At 67.2% G+C, this 18,174-nt stretch carries 17 protein-coding genes; 9 read left to right on the top strand and 8 right to left on the bottom strand.

Annotation, left to right across the window (positions count from 1 at the left end):
- Nucleotides 1-42: 42 nt before the first annotated feature.
- Complete coding sequence (gene rsgA / locus ACIA76_RS15760; protein ID WP_397152484.1) at nt 43-1,092, top strand: ribosome small subunit-dependent GTPase A; 1,050 nt, start codon at nt 43-45, stop codon at nt 1,090-1,092.
- A 1-nt stretch (nt 1,093) separates the two neighbouring features.
- Here rsgA and ACIA76_RS15755 read toward each other — a convergent pair whose 3' ends face one another.
- On the bottom strand, nt 1,094-2,305 hold the full coding sequence (locus tag ACIA76_RS15755; protein ID WP_397152483.1) for a sialidase family protein: 1,212 nt from the start codon (nt 2,303-2,305) through the stop codon (nt 1,094-1,096).
- 178 nt (nt 2,306-2,483) lie between these two features.
- Between ACIA76_RS15755 and ACIA76_RS15750 the strand changes: the two genes are divergently transcribed.
- A complete protein-coding gene (locus ACIA76_RS15750) occupies nt 2,484-3,332 on the top strand; it encodes an SDR family oxidoreductase (protein ID WP_397152482.1) in 849 nt (282 codons plus the stop codon).
- 87 nt (nt 3,333-3,419) lie between these two features.
- Nucleotides 3,420-4,010, top strand: a complete 591-nt coding sequence (locus ACIA76_RS15745; protein WP_397152481.1) for a TetR/AcrR family transcriptional regulator — start codon at nt 3,420-3,422, stop codon at nt 4,008-4,010.
- A 1-nt stretch (nt 4,011) separates the two neighbouring features.
- Here ACIA76_RS15745 and ACIA76_RS15740 read toward each other — a convergent pair whose 3' ends face one another.
- Both ACIA76_RS15740 and ACIA76_RS15735 read right to left on the bottom strand, forming a co-directional pair.
- Nucleotides 4,012-5,925 carry a glycosyltransferase gene (locus ACIA76_RS15740; protein ID WP_397152480.1) on the bottom strand — a complete coding sequence of 638 codons (1,914 nt, stop codon included), beginning with the start codon at nt 5,923-5,925 and terminating at the stop codon, nt 4,012-4,014.
- Nucleotides 5,926-6,012: 87 nt separating this feature from the next.
- Nucleotides 6,013-6,516, bottom strand: coding sequence for a GtrA family protein (locus tag ACIA76_RS15735; RefSeq protein WP_397152479.1), 504 nt, complete (start codon nt 6,514-6,516; stop codon nt 6,013-6,015).
- A 238-nt stretch (nt 6,517-6,754) separates the two neighbouring features.
- On the opposite strand from ACIA76_RS15735, the gene ACIA76_RS15730 reads away from it, so the two are divergent.
- Together ACIA76_RS15730 and ACIA76_RS15725 are read left to right on the top strand one after the other, a co-directional pair.
- On the top strand, nt 6,755-7,720 hold the full coding sequence (locus tag ACIA76_RS15730; RefSeq protein ID WP_397152478.1) for a glycosyltransferase: 966 nt from the start codon (nt 6,755-6,757) through the stop codon (nt 7,718-7,720).
- On the top strand, nt 7,720-9,255 hold the full coding sequence (locus tag ACIA76_RS15725) for a DUF2142 domain-containing protein (protein WP_397152477.1): 1,536 nt from the start codon (nt 7,720-7,722) through the stop codon (nt 9,253-9,255). The genes ACIA76_RS15730 and ACIA76_RS15725 overlap by 1 nt, the downstream gene beginning before the upstream one ends.
- On the opposite strand, the gene rfbB is transcribed toward ACIA76_RS15725, so the two are convergent.
- Nucleotides 9,252-10,253, bottom strand: coding sequence for a dTDP-glucose 4,6-dehydratase (rfbB, locus tag ACIA76_RS15720; RefSeq protein ID WP_397152476.1), 1,002 nt, complete (start codon nt 10,251-10,253; stop codon nt 9,252-9,254). The two genes, ACIA76_RS15725 and rfbB, sit on opposite strands and share 4 nt — an antisense overlap.
- A 417-nt stretch (nt 10,254-10,670) precedes the next feature.
- Here rfbB and ACIA76_RS15715 point away from each other — a divergent pair, with 417 nt between their 5' ends.
- On the top strand, nt 10,671-11,441 hold the full coding sequence (locus tag ACIA76_RS15715) for a hypothetical protein (RefSeq protein ID WP_397152475.1): 771 nt from the start codon (nt 10,671-10,673) through the stop codon (nt 11,439-11,441).
- A 248-nt stretch (nt 11,442-11,689) separates the two neighbouring features.
- Here the strand turns inward: ACIA76_RS15715 and ACIA76_RS15710 are convergent, their stop codons facing one another.
- Nucleotides 11,690-12,700 carry an alpha/beta hydrolase gene (locus ACIA76_RS15710; protein WP_397152474.1) on the bottom strand — a complete coding sequence of 337 codons (1,011 nt, stop codon included), beginning with the start codon at nt 12,698-12,700 and terminating at the stop codon, nt 11,690-11,692.
- A gap of 212 nt (nt 12,701-12,912) precedes the next feature.
- Between ACIA76_RS15710 and rfbA the strand changes: the two genes are divergently transcribed.
- Both rfbA and ACIA76_RS15700 read left to right on the top strand, forming a co-directional pair.
- A complete protein-coding gene (gene rfbA / locus ACIA76_RS15705; protein ID WP_397152473.1) occupies nt 12,913-13,785 on the top strand; it encodes a glucose-1-phosphate thymidylyltransferase RfbA in 873 nt (290 codons plus the stop codon).
- 2 nt (nt 13,786-13,787) lie between these two features.
- Nucleotides 13,788-14,348 carry a dTDP-4-dehydrorhamnose 3,5-epimerase family protein gene (locus tag ACIA76_RS15700; protein ID WP_397152472.1) on the top strand — a complete coding sequence of 187 codons (561 nt, stop codon included), beginning with the start codon at nt 13,788-13,790 and terminating at the stop codon, nt 14,346-14,348.
- A 49-nt stretch (nt 14,349-14,397) separates the two neighbouring features.
- Here the strand turns inward: ACIA76_RS15700 and ACIA76_RS15695 are convergent, their stop codons facing one another.
- The gene (locus tag ACIA76_RS15695; protein WP_397152471.1) at nt 14,398-15,861 is read right to left on the bottom strand and encodes an MFS transporter; all 1,464 of its coding nucleotides are present in this window, start codon (nt 15,859-15,861) and stop codon (nt 14,398-14,400) included.
- Nucleotides 15,862-15,947: 86 nt separating this feature from the next.
- Here ACIA76_RS15695 and ACIA76_RS15690 point away from each other — a divergent pair, with 86 nt between their 5' ends.
- The gene (locus ACIA76_RS15690) at nt 15,948-16,367 is read left to right on the top strand and encodes a MarR family winged helix-turn-helix transcriptional regulator (RefSeq protein WP_397152470.1); all 420 of its coding nucleotides are present in this window, start codon (nt 15,948-15,950) and stop codon (nt 16,365-16,367) included.
- On the opposite strand, the gene ACIA76_RS15685 is transcribed toward ACIA76_RS15690, so the two are convergent.
- Both ACIA76_RS15685 and ACIA76_RS15680 read right to left on the bottom strand, forming a co-directional pair.
- Nucleotides 16,368-17,240: a helix-turn-helix domain-containing protein gene (locus ACIA76_RS15685; protein ID WP_397152469.1), complete on the bottom strand. Its 873-nt coding sequence runs from the start codon at nt 17,238-17,240 to the stop codon at nt 16,368-16,370.
- Nucleotides 17,241-17,420: 180 nt separating this feature from the next.
- On the bottom strand, nt 17,421-17,990 hold the full coding sequence (locus ACIA76_RS15680; protein ID WP_397152468.1) for a DUF4282 domain-containing protein: 570 nt from the start codon (nt 17,988-17,990) through the stop codon (nt 17,421-17,423).
- Between the last annotated feature and the right edge of the window lie 184 nt (nt 17,991-18,174).

The raw sequence follows: 18,174 nt of genomic DNA, 5'->3' as shown, positions 1-18,174 counted from the left end.
CGCGTCCGGGCCCGGTGCCCCGACGAAAGACGGCTCCCCATCATGGTCGATTTCGACCGACTAGTCCCCTACGGCTGGACCGCAGCCGTTTCCGCTGAGTACGCAGGGCTGCACGACACCGGCTGGGTCCCGGCCCGCGTCATCCGAATGGATCGCAGCGAGTGCGACGTCGCCACACCCACAGGTGTCGGACGCGCTCGCTGCCCGCGGGCGGATACCAACGTCGGCGGCCTGTGTACCGGCGACTGGGTGGCACTCGATGCCGAAATGACCGTGCGGCAACTCCTTCCGCGCCGCACCGCGATCGCGCGCGCCACGGTGTCCGGACGGTCCGAGGCACAGGTGCTGGCCGCGAATGTCGACACGGTGCTGATATGCACCGCCGCCGACGGTGACGTCGATCTGGGTCGTATCGAGCGAATGTTGGCTCTGGCCTGGGAATCCGGCGCGCAGCCGGTGGTCGTGCTGACGAAAGCCGATCTGGCCGTTGATATTCCGATCGACGCCGTGCGCGCGGCCGCGCCGGGCGCCACCACGCTCGCCGTGAGCGCGAGCACCGGATCGGGTATGGACGTGCTGACCGCGGTGCTCGACGGTACGGTCGCACTGCTCGGCCCCTCGGGCGCGGGCAAGTCGACGCTGGCCAATGCGCTGCTCGGCGCGGAGGTGTTCGCCACCGACGAGGTTCGCGCCGGGGATAAGCGCGGACGCCACACCACGGTGCACCGCGAGCTGAGGCCGCTGCCCGGCGGCGGCACCCTCATCGATACCCCGGGCCTGCGCTCGGTCGGCCTGTGGGCGGCCGCCGAGGGACTGGAGCGCACCTTCAGCGATATCGAATCCTTCGCCGCCGCATGCCGTTTCGCCGATTGCGGACATGACAGCGAACCGGGCTGCGCGGTACTGGCGGCCGTCGACTCCGGTGCACTACCCCAGCGCCGCCTCGACAGTTACCGCAAGCTCCAGCGCGAGAACGAATGGCTGGCCGCGCGCACCGACGCCCGGCTGCGGGCCGAGCGGCTGCGGGTGTGGAAGACCATCGAACGGTCGCAGCGCTGGGCCTACCGCGAGAAGCAGTCGCGGCGACGGTAGTTCAGTTGTCCGTCGCCGCGGGCGCGGACCGAAGCGGGCCCGTGGCGTAGTAGACGCGGCATACGGTGCCGTCGAAGTCGGTGGCCGCCTCGAGCAGGGAGCGGCCATCGACCGAGGGCAGCAGCGCGGAACTGTAGTTCGGACAGGGGTTGTCGGCCGCGTCGGGCACCTGAACCGGGGCGGCGATCTCGTACCACGCGCCGACGCCCGGATCGTCGTCGGCCAGGATGACCTTCCCGTTACCGGGTTCGGGCGAGCCGTCCACGGCCGAGACGATCTGACCCGACAGCAGAATGCTGCCGCCCGGCCCCGGGCCCCGACTCCACGCCGGGAACGGGGCGTGCTGGGTGTAGCCGCCGTCGGGTCCGGTGCGGACGGCGGCGCCGAGGAAGCGCGGATCCCCGAAGTTCCAGCCGTCGGCGGAGCGCCGGAAGTACGCGAGGCACTGATGCACCTTGTCGGAATTGCAGATCTCGTAGGTCAGCAGATACGAACCGTCCGGCAGCCGAACGGCATTGGCCATGCCCGGGCGCACGGGCCAGGCGTCGCTCACCACCGTCTCGGACCGGTTCACCCAGTTCACCGCGTCCGGCGTCCGCACCTGCATCAGCTTCTGGCTGTGCTGGAACGTGTCGGTCTCGTCGGAGTAGAACGCCACCAGCTGCCCGTCGGCGGCCATGGACAGGCTCGGCTCCCAGGCGCTCGGCAGCTGCGGGCCCCGGCCGGTGAGGTTGATCGTGGTGGAGGCGGTCGCGATGGTGGAGACGTAGTGCCAGGTGGCGCCGAGATCGCTACTGGCCCAGAGCTTTTGCTCGGCACGCCGGTAGACCTCCAGCGCATCGTCGTGAAAGGTGGTGTCGGCCCACAGCAGCGTGCCCGCGGGCAGATCGCCCACGGCGGTGGGCAGCTCGTACAGCGATGAGCAGCACAGCTGTCCGCCGTCGGCCGCGAGCGGATCGACGATCGTGGCCCGTTCGGTGAAGGTCTCACCAGCGTCGGTGCTGATCAGAATCTTGCCCGTCTGTTCGAGCGTATTGACGCTCGCGACGATCGTCCCGTTGTCCTCGCCATTGTGCGCGAGCCGGATCAGTCGCGGATAGTAGCCCGAACCCGGATACAACAGTTGCCGTTCGGCGGCCCCCGCCGCGGGTAGCGACACGCCCGGGGCGAGAACACACAGCGCCGCCGCGAGCAGCACTCCGATCCGACGCATCCCTACCCTCTTCCGCCGGCCACGATTCTCGCAATACTCATGATTCGTGGCCGCGAACGTTCCGGATGGACACGATCTCTCGCAGCGTAATCGACCCACTATGCAACTGATTGCATAACATGCATCGTGTCGCCTAGCCTGCATATCGGGGGTAGTTGCCACAGACGGGAGTAGCGCTATGACCGAAACAGCCAAGCCGCTGGCCGGGCGGACCATGATCATGTCGGGCGGCAGCCGCGGGATCGGACTCGAGATCGCCAAGCGGGCCGCGGCGGACGGGGCCAACATCACGCTGATCGCGAAGACCGACACCCCGCATCCCAAACTGCCAGGCACCATCCACACCGCGGCGGCGGAGCTCGAGCAGGCCGGCGGCACGGTGCACAAGTTCGTCGGCGATGTGCGCGACGACGATGCGGTCGCCACCGCGGTGCGCGAGACGGTCGAGCGGTTCGGCGGCATCGATATCGTCGTCAACAACGCCTCGGCCATCGATATCTCGCCCACCGAGCTGCTGCCGATGAAGAAGTACGACCTGATGCAGGACATCAACGCCCGCGGCAGCTTCCTGCTGTCCAAGCTGAGCATCCCCGCGTTGAAGGAGTCCGCGCAGGCCGGGCGCGATCCGCATATCCTGACCCTGTCGCCGCCGTTGAATCTGGATCCGAAATGGGCCGGACAGTCACTGGGCTACACCATCGCCAAGTACGGAATGTCGCTCACCACTTTGGGTTTGGCCGAGGAGCTGCGCAAGTACGGCATCGGCGTGAACTCGCTGTGGCCGCGCACCACCATCGCGACCGCGGCGGTGCGCAATCTGCTCGGCGGCGACGAGATGGTCTCCACCTCCCGCACCCCCGATATCTACGCCGATGCCGCGTATCTGGTCCTGACCTCGCCCGCGAAGGACACCAGTGGCAACTTCTTCATCGATGACGATGTCCTTGCGGCACACGGGATCACGGATCTGGACAAGTACCGCGTGACGCCGGGCGACGGCCCGCTCACCACCGATCTGTTTCTCTGAGTCCCTTCCGCGGTTCCCGATCCGCGGCGACTATCCTCGAATGTCGGCCGATATGGGACAACCGCTCCAGAAGGAACGCACCGGGATATGGCTCCGCCGCGTAAGCACGACACCGACGTGATCCTCGACGCCGCCCGCGCCCTGGTGCTGCGCGAGGGTCCGCGGGCGGCCAGTGTGTCGGCCATCGCCGCGGCCAGCGGCGCCCCGGTCGGCACGCTCTATCACCGCTTCGGCAACCGCAACGGTGTCGTGGTCGAGACGTGGATTCGGGCCCTGGACCGGTTCCAGCAGCGCGCCCTCGCGGCCGCCGACGAACCCGATCCCGTCGAGGCGGCCGTCGCAATGGCCGCGGCCACCATCGAATTCGGCCGCGACCTGCCCGAGGACGCCCGGCTGCTGCTCGAGTTACGCCCGGGCGATCTGCTCGACGGCGCACCCGATCCCCGCATGCGCGAACGCCTGGACCGCATGAACGCGCCCCTGATCGAGCGGGTGCACGTCCTGACCGATCAGCTGTACGGCGTCGATGACGAACAGACCGTCGATCGAGTGGTCCTGGCCGTCGTCGACCTACCGTATGCCGTGCTGCGTCGCCACGCCCGCGGCCGGGCGCTGCCGCCCTGGCTGGCCGGCGAGGTGGCCGCGGCCGCCCGGACGCTGCTCACGGCCGGGCGCTGAATCACTCCGGCCTGGAGTCGGGCGAAATCCCGTAGAGCCGTTCCCAATTCGCGCGGCTGGTGAGTTCGGGCATGGCCGCGCGGTACTGGCGGGTCAGGGTCGGCAGCTCGCGGCGCAGCCGGCGCAGCACGCGCCAGGTGCGCAGCAGCAGGGCGCGGGCCCGGGCCTTGTCGCGCCGCCGGATTCGCACGCCGGATTGCGAGGCGTCGGTGACGATGACGTGGTCGAACAGCGAGACATGCCACCAGTAGGCGTCCTCGCGGGTGATGCCGACCAGGCCGGGCTGGACGCGACCGGTCCACTGCGTGATCGCGCGCTTGATCAGGACCAGCAGCGGGCGGCTGGGCTCGCCGTTGGCGCGGCCGATCCGGATGTCCGCGTTGTGGATCGGCGCGGTCGCGGCCGGATGTTTGATCGTCTCGGAGTAGTCGCCGCGGGTGCCGCGCGCGGCCGCCAACGCGGCGATACCGCCGTCCTGCAACGCCTTCGGACCGCGCAGATAGTCCTCGATGCCCTGCAGTGTGGTGTGCGCCAGGCCGTACTGCATGGCCACCAGCATCTCGGTGATCTCCCGGAACAGCTGGCGGGTAATGGCCTTCGGGTCCAGATCGGTATGCAGCGAGGAGACGATCAGGGAGTTGCGCGAGGAGAAGTAGCGCGCCCAGTCGTCGAAATCCTTCCAGTAGAAGTCCGCATGCCAGACCGCCGCACCCGGCAGGGTCACGGTCACGAAGCCGTGTTCGCGGGCGCGCAGACCGTATTCGACATCGTCCCACTGGAAGAAGATCGGGATCGGCAGCCCGATCCGGGCGACCACCTCGGCCGGGATCAGGCAGGTCCACCAGGCGTTGTAGCCCGCGTCGACGCGGCGCTCCTGATGCTTCTTGAGCATGCTGGTGTTGCGCAACGCCTTCGACACCTTCTGGCCGTGCCGCAGGATGGCCAGATCGGTCTCCTCGGCACCGACGTTGAGGTAATCGGGGTTGAGCAGGAACAGCATCTGCGCGCCGACCAGCGTCGGTTCCACGGTCATGTTGGCGAAGGCGTTGAGCCGGATCACCGTTTCGGGCTCGCAGAGGATGTCGTCGTCCATCAGGATGACGTCGGCGTGCTCGTTGGCCGCGGAGACCTCGTAGAGCCCGCGCGTGAATCCGCCCGCCCCACCGAGATTCGGCTGCCGCAGATACCGCAGCTTATCGCCGAACTTCGGCACGGTCTCCTGGAACAGCGGCCGGTTCTCGACCAGATCGGTGCCCTGATCGACCACGTACACCGCATCGATCGCGGCCAGCACGGTCGGATCCGAGGCCAGTGCCGCGACCGTATGCGCGCAGTCCTCGGCACGGTTGAAGGTGCAGATCGCAATGGCAACGGGCCGAACATGATCCGGCGCGGTCGCCGTCCAGGCCAGTTCGCTGATCGCGAGATCGCCACCGACGGCATCGAATTCGAGCCACAGCGCGCCGCCGTCGACGTACTGATCCAGCGGCGCCCGCAGCACCACGCGGCCGTCGGCGCGCACGTCGACGCTGTCGATGATGCGGCGGTGCCCGGCGATATCGGAGGCCGCCAACCGAATTCGCGCCAGGCCGCCCAGCTCGAGGGTCATCGCGACCTCGATCTCGGTGACCGTGGTCCAGCGCTGCCAGTAGCTGGCCGCGAACCGGCCGAAGTAGGTGTTGGTATGTCCGCGCGCGCCCTTGTCCAGCCGCAGACCGAGCCGCTCGCGATGCGCACGGCCCTTGACCACCGCATACAGTTCGTCGCTGATCTTCGGGGACGGGCCGGTGAAGATGCCGCGCGCCAGCACCAGGCGCTCGGGCGCCTGGTGGTCACCGCGCAATGCGGCGGGTGCGGGGTCGGCGAGACGCCGGTCGTTCTCTGCGGTCACGGCCTGGCCAGCCGACTGGTCCATATCGGAATCCCTCGTAATCCCTCGATGATCGAAAGCCGGCGAACGGGATGGTCCGCTATGCGCGGCCGGCTGAGAATATCAATGCCCTCACCCGCGGGCATCGCGAGTGGTCGCGCCCGTGAATACGAACTTGTCATAGGCCCAGTAGCGGAACAGCACCGCCACGATCTGGCCGATCAGCGTGCCCGAGATGTTGTCCGACAACGGCGTCGACAGATGCAGCACATACCGGGAGAAACCCAGGCAGCCCAGTTGCAGGCCGATGGCGACCACATTGAACACCGCGTAGAGCAGGTATTCCCGCGCCGCGCTGCCGCCCTTCTTGTGCGCGAAGGTCCACCATTTGTTGCCGAAGTAGGTGACGATCGTGGCCACGCCGATCGCGATGATCTTGGCGAGTAGCGGCGCGTGGTACAGCGGGCCCTCGCCACCCACGAATACCAGCAGGTTGTAGGTCCCGGCGTCGACGAGGAAGCCGACGGCCCCGACCGCGAGGAAGGCCCCGCCCTTGCGAAAGGCGGTCACGACCTTGTCGAACAGAGACGCCTCGGCGGGCGCACCCTCCTCGATCGTGATCTCGCTGCTGGCCACCGGGCGACCGTACCCGGCGAAGAGCATGCCGGGTACTCGAGGGGGGACGAACCGGGTACTCGAGGGGGGACGAACCGGCTACCCGAGGAGGAACGAACCGAGTACTCGAGGGGGCAGGAAGCGGGGAAGTGGGTAATAGACACGTGAGGGTTCCCCGGCGGCTCGGCCGCGCTCCCCTGTACCCTCCCGGTGTTCGCAATTTCACCGTCCGGTTCGAAAACAATGAGGGATTGACGGGGTGGACCCCACCGAACTTCGTATCGCCGCAGTGGTGCCCTGCCACAACGAGGAGGCCGCGGTCGCCAAGGTCGTGAAGGACCTCGAGGCAGCCGTGCCGGGCATCGTCGTCTACGTCTACGACAACCTCAGTACCGACGCGACCGCCGACCGGGCCCGCGAGGCCGGGGCGATCGTGCGCACCGAAACCACCAAGGGCAAGGGCAATGTCGTGCGCCGGGCGTTCGCCGATATCGAGGCGGACGTCTATCTGATGATCGATGGCGACGACACCTACGATGCCTTCGCCGCACCGCTGATGATCAAGACCCTGCTGGAGGGTCCGTACGACCACGTGCTGGGCGTGCGCAAACAGGACGTGGGCGCACAGGCCTACCGCACCGGCCACGAGACCGGCAACAAGGTGCTCAACGGCGTGGTCGGCAAGGTGTTCGGCGAGAATGTCGAGGACATGCTGTCGGGCTACCGTGTGTTCTCCCGGCGGTTCGTGAAGAGCTTCCCTGCCGTCTCACGCGAATTCGAGATCGAGACCGAGCTGACCGTGCATTCGCTGCATCTGCGGGTGCCGCGGACCCAGGTGCCCGTCGGTTTCCGGGATCGCCCCGCGGGCAGCGAGAGCAAACTGCGCACTTACCACGACGGTTTGAAGATTCTCGCGCTGATCATCGGCCTGGCCCGGCATGAGCGGCCGGTGGCGTTCTACGGCCTGTTCGGCACGCTCGCCTGGCTGGTCTCGGTGATCCTGACCGTGCCGATCGTGGTGGAGTTCTACGAGATTCACCAGGTGCCGCGGTTCCCGACGCTGTTCCTCGCCTTCACGCTGTTGCTACTGGGCAGCCTGGCCTGGACCGCGGGCCTCATTCTGGACGGCATCCGCCGCTCCCGCCATGAGGCCGCGCGCCTGATGTATCTGCGCTACTCCGCCGTGGGAGCCACGGCTCCCGACCGGGTCGGACAGGCCAACTGATGACGGCTCAGGCCGAGCGGGAGACCACCGAACCGTCTCCCGCTCTCGCCGAACCCTCGGCCGAATCCGGCTCCGCCCCAGCGCTTCCCGCCCGGATCGGATGCTGGATCCAACGCCACCTCGGGCTGGGCGCGATCGCCTTCGTCGTGGTCGCGGGCGTCTTCGGCGCGATCTTCTCGGTACTGACCCCGGCGTTCTGGGGACATGACGAGATCACTCAGTTCGGCCGGGCCTTCCAGGTGGCGCACGGCGGCTTCACCCCGCATCGGATCGCCGACGATCGCGGCGTCTCCTACGGCGGCGACGTCCCGTTGAGCGTCGACGGGTTGATGACCTACGCCTTCGACGACTACACCCACAATCCGGGCGAGCCCAAGCCGATGGTGGACAATCCCGCCGCCTACGACCTGCTCGGCGCGGCGCCGGTCACCTCGGTGACCAAGCCGGTGTGGTTCACCAATACCGCCGCCTATTCGCCCGTCCCGTATGTACCCGCGGCCGTGGGCATTCGGCTGGCGCAGGCATTGGATCTGGACGTCGGCGCGACGCTGGAGCTCACCCGGCTCGCGGGCCTGCTCGCCTATCTGCTGATCGTCGGCTTCGCCCTGCGCGCGCTGCGCGGCTATCGGGTGCAGTGGCTGGCGTTCACGGTGGCGGTGCTGCCGATCGCGCTGTTCCAGTCCGGGACGGTCACCGCCGACACCATGACCAACGCGCTCGCGATCCTGGTGTCCTGCCTGCTGGTGAAGGGACTGTTCCTGGGCGCCGAACTGTCCCGGCTCGAGACCGCGGCGGCGCTGATCGCGACCATCGCGTTGCCGCTCAGCAAGCCGACCTATGTGCTGCTGGCCATGCTCATGGTGCTGATTCCCGCGCGGCAGTACCGATTCGGCCGATGGCTGCGCTGGCTGCCGTGGCTGTGCGCGGCGGTGGGCGCCGGACTGTTCGCGGCGTGGATGAAGATCGCCGCGCCGACCGGCGACGGTATGGGCCTGATGCGGCCTCCGCCGCAATGGCATTCGGTGCGGCCGGGCGATCAGCTGCACGACATCCTCGGCGATCCGGTGCATTTCCTGAACGTCTTCACCGACAGCATCTGGTATCGCGATCAGCGCTGGTTCACCCAGTTCTTCGGTGAGCTCGGCTTCGCCTATATCGACGTTCCGGCGCTGACGATCCTGGCCTGCGTGCTCGCCTTCGCGGTGAGTGCCGGTGTCGCCGAACGGTTCTCGACGCCGCGATGGCGCACGGCGATCGTCGCGCTGACGCTGCTGGCCAGTGTCGCCATGATCTATGTGACGCTGTACATGTCGTTCTCGCCGGTGAACTACTACCTGATCGACGGCGTGCAGGGGCGGTACTTCGTGCCGCTGGCCGTGGTGGGATTCGCGGTGCTACTGCGATGGATGCCGTTGCGGCTGAGCACCGTTCGCGGCGTGACGCCGGTCCGGGGACCGGCGATCACGGTGGTGGTGGCGACGGTGGTCGCCCTGACGGCCGCGGTGCTGAAGTACCACTACCTCGTCTGGGGTTAGAGAACCGTTTCGCCCGCCGCGGCGTAGGCGCGTTCGGTGGCGTCCTTCTGTGGGCGCCACCAGTTCTCGTTCTCGCGGTACCAGCGGATGGTAGCGGCCAGGCCGGTGCGGAAATCGGAATAGCCCGGGGCCCAGCCGAGTTCGGTGCGGAGCACGGTCGCGTCGATCGCGTAGCGCTGGTCATGGCCGGGCCGGTCGGTGACATGGTCGAAATCGTCGGGGTCGCGGCCGAATTCGGACAGGATGAGGCGGACCACGGACTTGTTGTCGAGTTCGCCGTTCGCGCCGATCAGATAGGTCCGGCCGATCCGGCCGTGCTCCAGAATCGTCCACACCGCACGGTTGTGATCGTCGACGTGGATCCAATCGCGCACCTGATGACCCGCGCCGTACAGCCGGGGGCGGATGCCATCGATGAGATTGGTGATCTGGCGCGGGATGAACTTCTCCACATGTTGATACGGCCCGTAGTTGTTGCTGCAGTTGGAGATCGTCGCGCGCACGCCGAACGAGCGCACCCAGGCCCGCACCAGCAGATCGCTGGACGCCTTGGTCGCGGAGTAGGGACTCGACGGGTTGTAGGGGGTGGCCTCGGTGAAGGCCGGATCGTCGGCCTCGAGGTCGCCGTACACCTCATCGGTGGAGATGTGGTGGTAGCGCACATCGTGCCGGCGTACCGCCTCCAGCAGCGAATACGTGCCGACGATATTGGTCTGCACGAACGGCCACGGCCGGGCCAGCGAGTTATCGTTATGTGATTCGGCGGCGAAGTGCACGACCGCGTCCACTCCCGCGACAAGCCGATCGACCAGCTCCAGATCCGCGATATCGCCGCGCACGAACTCGATTCGATCGTCGACCGCATCCAATGAGGACCGATTTCCCGCGTAGGTCAGTGCATCCAGCACAACGACCCCGACCTCGGGCCGTTCCGCCACGGTTTGATGAACGAAGTTGGCGCCGATGAATCCGGCACCGCCGGTTACGAGAAGTCGCACGATCATCAACCCTATCGGGCGCCCGCAGTGCGGCGAAAGCGTTTCGAGCAGACTGGTGAAATCGGAGTAAAACGGGCAAAAACGACTGTCCGGCATTACTATGCGATGGGTACTTCCGGATGGTTGCAAAAGCCGTTCTTAAGTGTGATATTCATCACACTACCTACACCCGTGCTACCGACTTTCGGTCTGGTTGATGCCCGAAAACTGCACTCGGACTGTACGTTTCCAGGATCTGGCAGACCACAAGACTTGAGCAGTGAACAAAGTCTGAATAAGCTGACGCGGCAGGTTCACCGGTCGTTATCTGGCCTGGATTTCGATTCTGCACGTCCCCCCTGAGATTTACCGCGAGTGAAGACCGACTCCCGATAGGGCTTCACTACTCAACGCATGAAGGACTCGAGAATAATGAAGATGAGGAAACTGGCCGCCGCGGTGGTTTTCACCGTGGTGTCCGTCGGCGTGACCGCCGGTGTCGCAGGTGCGGCGCCCGGGCCCGATGTGGAGCAGGTCAACCAGCAGGAAGTGCACTACACGGTGGCCCGCGAAGGCGCTTCGGCCGTGCTGGACACCACCGACGGAAAGTTCGTCGTCGACGGCAACCAGCTGGAACTGCGTGACAGCACCGGTGGTGTGGCGGCGGAACTGCCACTCACCTACCGCATGGATAACGTGGCGTTCCCGATCGCCGCGACGATCGACGGTACGAAGGCGACGCTGACCCCGCAGCTCACCGAGGGCACCCAGGTCGCGGATCCGGTCTCGCAGATGAGCAATGTGCCGATGTCGAGCGTGCTGAAGCCGGTCGACGAGTCGTTCAGCCCGCGTGATCAGCAGGCGCTGTCGGCTTTCGGTAGCCGTGCCACGATCTCGAGCTTCACCAGCGCCGTGCTCGGCGCCATCGTCGGTGGCGTCGCGGGTTGCCTGATCGGCGCCGGACTCGGTGCGGCGGCCGGTGGAGCCGTCACCTTCCTGCTGGCCGCGCTGCCCGCTGGGATCGCAGGCTGCCTTGCCGGCGCGGCCATCGCGGCGCCCGTCGGTGCGGTCGGCGGACTGATCCTGGTCGGTGGCCCGCTGCTGGCCTTCGCGGCCTTCCAGTACTTCTCCACCATCCTGGCGCCCTGCACCACCCCCGGCGCGTTCTGCACCAACCCGCAGTTCCCGCCGGCGCCCGCCCCGAAGTAAACCGCTTCGCGCCGAACGACTTCCGGCGCAGCGATCCAGAACCCGTCCGGCCGTGTACCGGGCGGGTTCTGCCGTGTCGGGCCGCGGCATGCTCACCTCACTCGGTCTCGGGTCGGACAGATCCGTTGTCGACGACGAACTCTATCGCATCCTCACAGCAAGGACACAGCCGATTCCGAGTGTTTACCCAGGCGGGGCAAATCGGACAGCACCCCCGTTCAGTCGATGCTGGACGGGGGTGCTTCGAATCAAGCTGTGCGGGACATGGATTCGGGTTCCACCCGGGCTCTGACGAAGCGGGCGACCCGGGCCAGGGCGGCCCGGCTTTCGGGCAGATTCGGCATGATGCTCATGAAGGCGTGCACCTGACCGCGCCACAGTTCCAGGGAATGCGGAACACCGGCGGCGGTGAGGCGACGAGACATCACTTCGCAGTCGTAGCGCAGCAATTCGTCCTCGCCCACGATCAGCAGGGCCGGGGGCAGCCCGGCGAGGAGGCCGTTCACCGGGGACAGCATCGGATCCACGCGGCCGTCGATCTCGGCGCCGTAGCGGACCATCTGCCGAATCGCCGACATCGGAATGTAGGCGTCCCGGGCGACATTCACGTAGCCGCGCTTGGCCTTGTGGTCCAGATCCAGCAGCGGCGACAGACCCACCAGACCCGCGGGCGCGGGCAGTCCGGCCGCGATCGCGCGGAGCGCGGTCGCGAAGGTGAGATATCCACCGGCGGAGTCACCGGCGAATACGATGCGCGCCGGATCCGCGCCGCGGCGCAGCAGCCAGCGATACGCGGTCAGGCAGTCCTCGATCGATCCGGCGATGGAAGTGCCGGGCAGCTGGCGGTATTCGACGTTCACGACCGGCAGCCCGGTGCGGCGGGCGAGGCTCGCCGCGATCGGGCGATGCGAATCCAGGCCGCACAGGAAGAAGCCGCCGCCGTGCATGTACATCACCGCGCCGTGCCGCAGCGCGCGACCGGCGCCGGCCGGGCGGATGATCTCCATGCGAAAGCCGCTCAGCCGCACCTGTTCTCGCTCGACACCGCGCGGGCGCCGCCGCACCGAGGCGAGGCCGTCGACCAGCTGGCGGGCGAGCGGCATGGTCTGGGGATGTATCGGATAGCGCCGGATGACCGGGCCGACCACGCCCCGGCAGGCCAGCAGCAGTGCCTGGGAGGCCACGCTGCGGCGATCCGGATTCACCACCACACCGGGATCGGACTCGAATACCGCCGCACCGATCGGGATCGCCACCATCGCGCACCTGCCTCACTCCCGGCGCGCCGATCCACAGCCGAGAAACCGGCGGCGATGTCGGCGCTGACATCTCTCACGGCGTCATGTCAGAACACCATGGGAAAGTGACCTACGCAACAGATATCGGTCGAATCGAGTCCCGCCAAACCCGTTGTGATCGTTTCGGAACCTCGCCGTGCCCCGGCACGGATCAACTGGCAGACTTGCGTCTCATGCGCGGAATCATCCTGGCCGGCGGCACTGGTTCGCGATTGCATCCGATCACGCGCGGGGTGAGCAAGCAGCTGGTCCCGGTGTACGACAAACCGATGGTGTACTACCCGCTGTCCACCCTCATGCTGGCCGACATCCGGGACATCCTGGTGATCACCACGCCGGAGGACGCCGAGGCGTTCCACCGGCTGCTCGGCGACGGCTCGCAGTTCGGCCTGGACATCAGCTATGTGGTGCAGCCGAAGCCGGACGGTCTGGCCCGGGCGTTCGTGCTGGGCGCCGATCACATCGGCACCGACTCCGCGGCGCTCGTACTGGGCGACAACATCTTTCACGGCCCGGGGCTCGGCACCCGGCTGCGCCGATTCCACGGCCTCGACGGCGGCGCCGTCTTCGCGTACTGGGTCTCGGATCCGACCGCGTACGGCGTGATCGAATTCGCCGACGGCAAGGCGATTTCCATCGAGGAGAAGCCCAAGCTGCCGCGCTCCAACTACGCGGTTCCCGGTCTGTACTTCTACGACAACGACGTGGTCGAGATCGCGCGCGGCCTGCGGCCCTCGGCCCGCGGCGAATACGAGATCTCCGATATCAACCGGACCTATCTCGACCAGGGCCGCCTCCAGGTCGACATGCTGGCCCGCGGCACCGCGTGGCTGGACACCGGCACCTTCGACTCGCTGCTCGACGCGGCCAACTACGTCCGCACCATCGAGGAACGGCAGGGTCTGAAGATCGGCGTGCCCGAGGAGGTCGCGTGGCGGATGGGCTATATCGACGACGAACAGCTGTCCCGGTTGGCCGAACCGCTGGTGCGCTCCGGATACGGTAGGTACCTGCTGGGACTACTGGATCGCGGACGGGATTGGTGAACATGCGCATTCGGGAGCTGGCGGTGCCGGGGGCCTGGGAGTTCACGCCCGTCCTGCGCGGCGATGACCGCGGCATCTTCGCGGAGACCTTCAAGGCCTCGGAGTTCGAGAAGGCGGTCGGCCGGCCGTTCGATCTGCTGCAGGTGAACACCTCCACCTCGGCCGCGGGCGTGCTGCGCGGCGTCCATTACACCGAGGATCCGCCGGGCCAGGCGAAGTATGTGACCTGCACGCGGGGCGCTTTCGTGGATGTGGTGGTGGATCTGCGTCCCGGCTCGCCGACCTTCGGGGCGTGGGACAGCGTGATCATCGACGAGGTGGATCGACGCTCGGTCTTCCTGGCCGAGGGGCTCGGGCACGCGCTGCTGTCGCTCGCGGACGATTCGACGGTCGTCTATCTGTGCTCGAGCGAGTACTCCCCCGAATTCGACCGCGGCATCGACGCATTCGATCCGGAGGTCGGCATCGAATGGCCGGCCGTCGATCGGGACGGGCGGCCCCTGACCTTCCTGCGCTCCCCGAAGGACGCCGCGGCGCCGTCGATCCGCACGCTGCGGATATGACGACACCGCGGTGTGCGAATCCCCCTCGCACACCGCAGTTGTCGCCTCGTCAGGCCGCGGCCAGCTCGCGCTCGTCGTCGGTGTCGAGCACCGGCGCGGTGGTCTTGCGCTTGGGCAGGAAGTGGGTCAGTGCGACCAGGGCGCCCACGATGGCGACCACGCCCGCGAAGATCAGACCCGGCCTGTAGGTGTCGAGCATCGCGGCGGGCGAACCGTCGCCGTGTCCGCCCGAGGTGACGATCGCGGTATTGATCGCCAGCACGATGGCCGCACCGACCTGCATCGAGGTCTGCAGTACGCCCGCGGCCAGACCCTGCTCCTCGTCATCGATGCCGCTGGTGGCCTGGATGTTGATGGCGGGGAAGCCGATCCAGCCGATGCCGATCAGCAGCACCGCGGGCAGGATGATCGTCCAGTAGGACGGATCGGTGGTCAGTCGCAGGAACAGCAGGTAGCCGATGCTCATCACGACCATGGTGACCGCGATGATCGGGCCGGTGCCGAACCGGTCGACCAGTTTGTCGGAGAACATCGATGACAACGCCACCAACAGACCTATCGGCAGTAGCGCCATGGCCAGCTTCAGCGGGGACCAGCCCAGGGTGTCCTGCATATACAGCGTCACGATGAACTGCCAGGTGGCGTAGGAGCCGAAGACCGCGACGATCACCAGGCTGGCCCGCACCAGCGAGACCTTGCGCAGAATGCCGAGCCGGACCAGCGGATGCCGCACCCTGTTCTCGACCGCGACGAAGGCCACGAACAACGCCAGCACCGCGGCGAACGAACCGACCGTGCGGGCCGAGCCCCAGCCGGCCTCGGGCGCCGAGACCACGGTGTAGACCAGCAGCAGCATCGCGGTGGTGGAGAACAGCGCGCCCAGCAGATCGTGTCCGCCCTCCTCGGCGGGCTTATCCCTCGGGACCAGGATCGCGGCAGCGGCCAAGGCCGCCAGCGCGATCGGCACCGGAAGCAGGAAGGTCCAGCGCCAGCCGAATCCGGTCATCAGGCCGCCGAACACCAGGCCCATGGAGTATCCGCCCGCACCGAACACGGTGTAGATGGACAGTGCCTTGTTGCGGGCCGGGCCCTCGGCGAAGTTGGTGGTGATGATCGACAGGCCGGTCGGTGCGGTGAAGGCCGCGGCCAGGCCCTTGATGAAACGGGTGAGGATCAGCAGCGGACCGGAACTGACCAGGCCACCGGCCAGTGAGGCCACCGCGAAGATCGCGAGCGCGATCAGGAAGACCTTGCGGCGGCCGAGCAGATCGGCGGTGCGTCCGCCGAGCAGCAGCAGGCCACCGTATCCGAGCACGTACCCACTGATCAGCCACTGCAGGGTCGAGGTGCCCAGGCCGAGTTCGGTGCCGATGGAGGGGAGCGCGACGCCGACCATCGACACGTCGAGGCCGTCGAGGAACAGAACGATGCACAGGGTGATCAACAGGCCCCAGAGTCGGGCGGGCCACCGAGTCCCGGCCGCGGAGGCCTGAAGTGTTGCCGTGGAAGTCACGAGCCGGAACATTACATGCGTGTGCATTAAATGTGCAAGCATTTAATGTGGTTGCATGGGAGTGCCTCGGTCACTAAGATGGCGGCATGTCTCAGCCGTCGACAGCGTTCGTCGACCGGCCCGCAGTCGAGCAGCATCTCGCGCCGACCGGACTGGTGAGCGAATGGCGCGATCTCATGGCCAAGCACGCCGCCGTCACCTGCGCCCTCGAGAAGGAGTTGCAGAATCGGCATCACATCGGGCTCAGCGAATTCGAAACGCTGGACCGCCTGGTGGATGCGGCGTGTGAGACCTACCGCATGAGCGATCTGGCCTGCGAGAGCCACCTGAGCCAGAGCGCACTGTCCCGCGCGGTCGCCCGCCTCGAGCGCGAGGGACTGGTCAGCCGGAGTATGTGCGCCGACGATCGCCGGTCGATCTCCATCTGCCTCACCGATAAGGGCCGGGCCGTCCACGCGACCGCAACACCCACGCATCGCGAGGTGCTCGCGCGGACGCTGCGCTGATCACACCCGGGCGAGGGCCCCTTCGATGGCCTCGCGGGCGTCGACCGCGGCGCCCTTGATGCTGGCGAAAGCCGCTCGGTAGCGGTCTATCTCGGCTTCCTTGTCGTAATAGGCCGAGCCGGTGAAGGTTTCGACGTAGACCACCGGCGGCTCGGGGACCTCGCCCGTGCCGGAGTCGAATTCGAGCAGGACGAAGCGGCCGGATTCCATGCCGTCGTGATAGCCGGAATCGTTGGGCACCAGGCGGATCTCGATATTGGGCCGATCGCATAGCTCCAGCAGATGTTCGAGCTGACCCCTCGTGACCTCGCGGCCGCCGATGCGCCGGTACAGCAGCGACTCCCCGAGCACCGCGTCCAGCCGCACCGGCTCCGAGGCGCGGGTCAGCAGGGCCTGCCGGGCGAGGCGGACCGCGATCCGGCGGTCGGCCTCGGCGGGCGGCATCTCCGGGCGCCCGCCCGCCAGCACCGCGCGGGTGTAGCCCTCGGTCTGCAGCAGGCCGGGCACCAGTTCGCTCTCGTAGGTCGACAATCGGTGCGCGGCCTCCTCGAGACCGATGTACACCTCGAAACCCTCGGCGATCACATCGCCGTATTCGGTCCACCAGCCGCGGGCCTTGGTCTCGCGTGCCAGGGCGGTCAGCGGGGCGACGAGATCGGCGGGCGCGCCGTAGATCTTGCACATGGCCTCGACATCCAGACCGCGCAGCGAGGTCTGGCCGGTCTCGATCCGCCAGATCTTGGCCTCGGACCATTCCAGGCGCTGGGCCGCCACCCGGGTGGTCATGCGCGCGCGATTGCGCAAGTCACGAAGTCTGCGGCCCAATTGCCGTCGCGGCATCGTCGAACCGGTGATCCCCTGCGGTAGAACCATGTTTCCCCCTGCGTTCCGTGCGCCGATCGTACTCGTCGATGCGGCCCCCCGAACGGCAAAACCCTTATGCCGTATCCGAATTCGATCAGACGAATACTCGGACGGATTGTTGCACAACACAATGCGCACCGGGAATACGCGGCATCGAGCGATCGCACCCCCGCGGCAGTGCCGCCCCGATCACCTGCGGGGCGAGCGCTTGCGAAACCGCCAGAACTGTACGGCCCGGACATCTTCGGACAGCTGATTGACCGGTTCGGCCACATCGGACAAGGCCTGGAACAGGTCGTCGGCGAGCGCGTTGATATGTTCCACCCGGCTGGCCAGTCGCGAGGCGTTGACGAGGAATTCCAGCGCCAGCCGCACCGTCGCGGCGATGGTCAGCCCCAGCGGCACCGCGACCAGGACCGCGAAGGCGATGCCGAGCACCACGGAGAACTGCCAGAGCACGACGATCAGCACAATCGGGATACCGAAGGCGAAGGCCAGACCGAGCAGATAGGCCAGCGGCAGCAGGGTGCGGGTGGCCTGCCTGCGGAACTCGATATCGAACAGCGCCCGCACGGCCGCCAGCGCCCACGCGGCGAACGCACCCGGGCTGCGGAACGGTTCGGGCGGCTGATCCTCCTCCGCCTCCTCCTCGACATGCCGCGACAAACGCCTGGTCGCGGAGTCCCGCCAGGCGATCCAGCGCGGTTCTGCCTCGTAGTCGTCCGCGCCGGGCAACTCGCCGACGGGCTCATCAGTCATGCGGGAATCCTCTCCCGGAAGCGGACGAACGGCAATCGGGGCGTTCCCAGAATGTCCACGGCGTCCTGTTCGGAAACTTTCAGCGGCAACGCATTTGGTTCCCAGCTATAGAGGCGAAGGTAGTGATCGGGCAGAATGCACAGGTTGCCCAGTCACGAGTGATAGCCGGTGTGAATCACTTTGG

This window comes from Nocardia sp. NPDC051570, assembly GCF_044454005.1.
Classification (GTDB): domain Bacteria; phylum Actinomycetota; class Actinomycetes; order Mycobacteriales; family Mycobacteriaceae; genus Nocardia.
The sequence above is the reverse complement of the archived record's forward strand: the minus strand, read 5'-3'. Positions and strand labels throughout refer to the sequence as shown.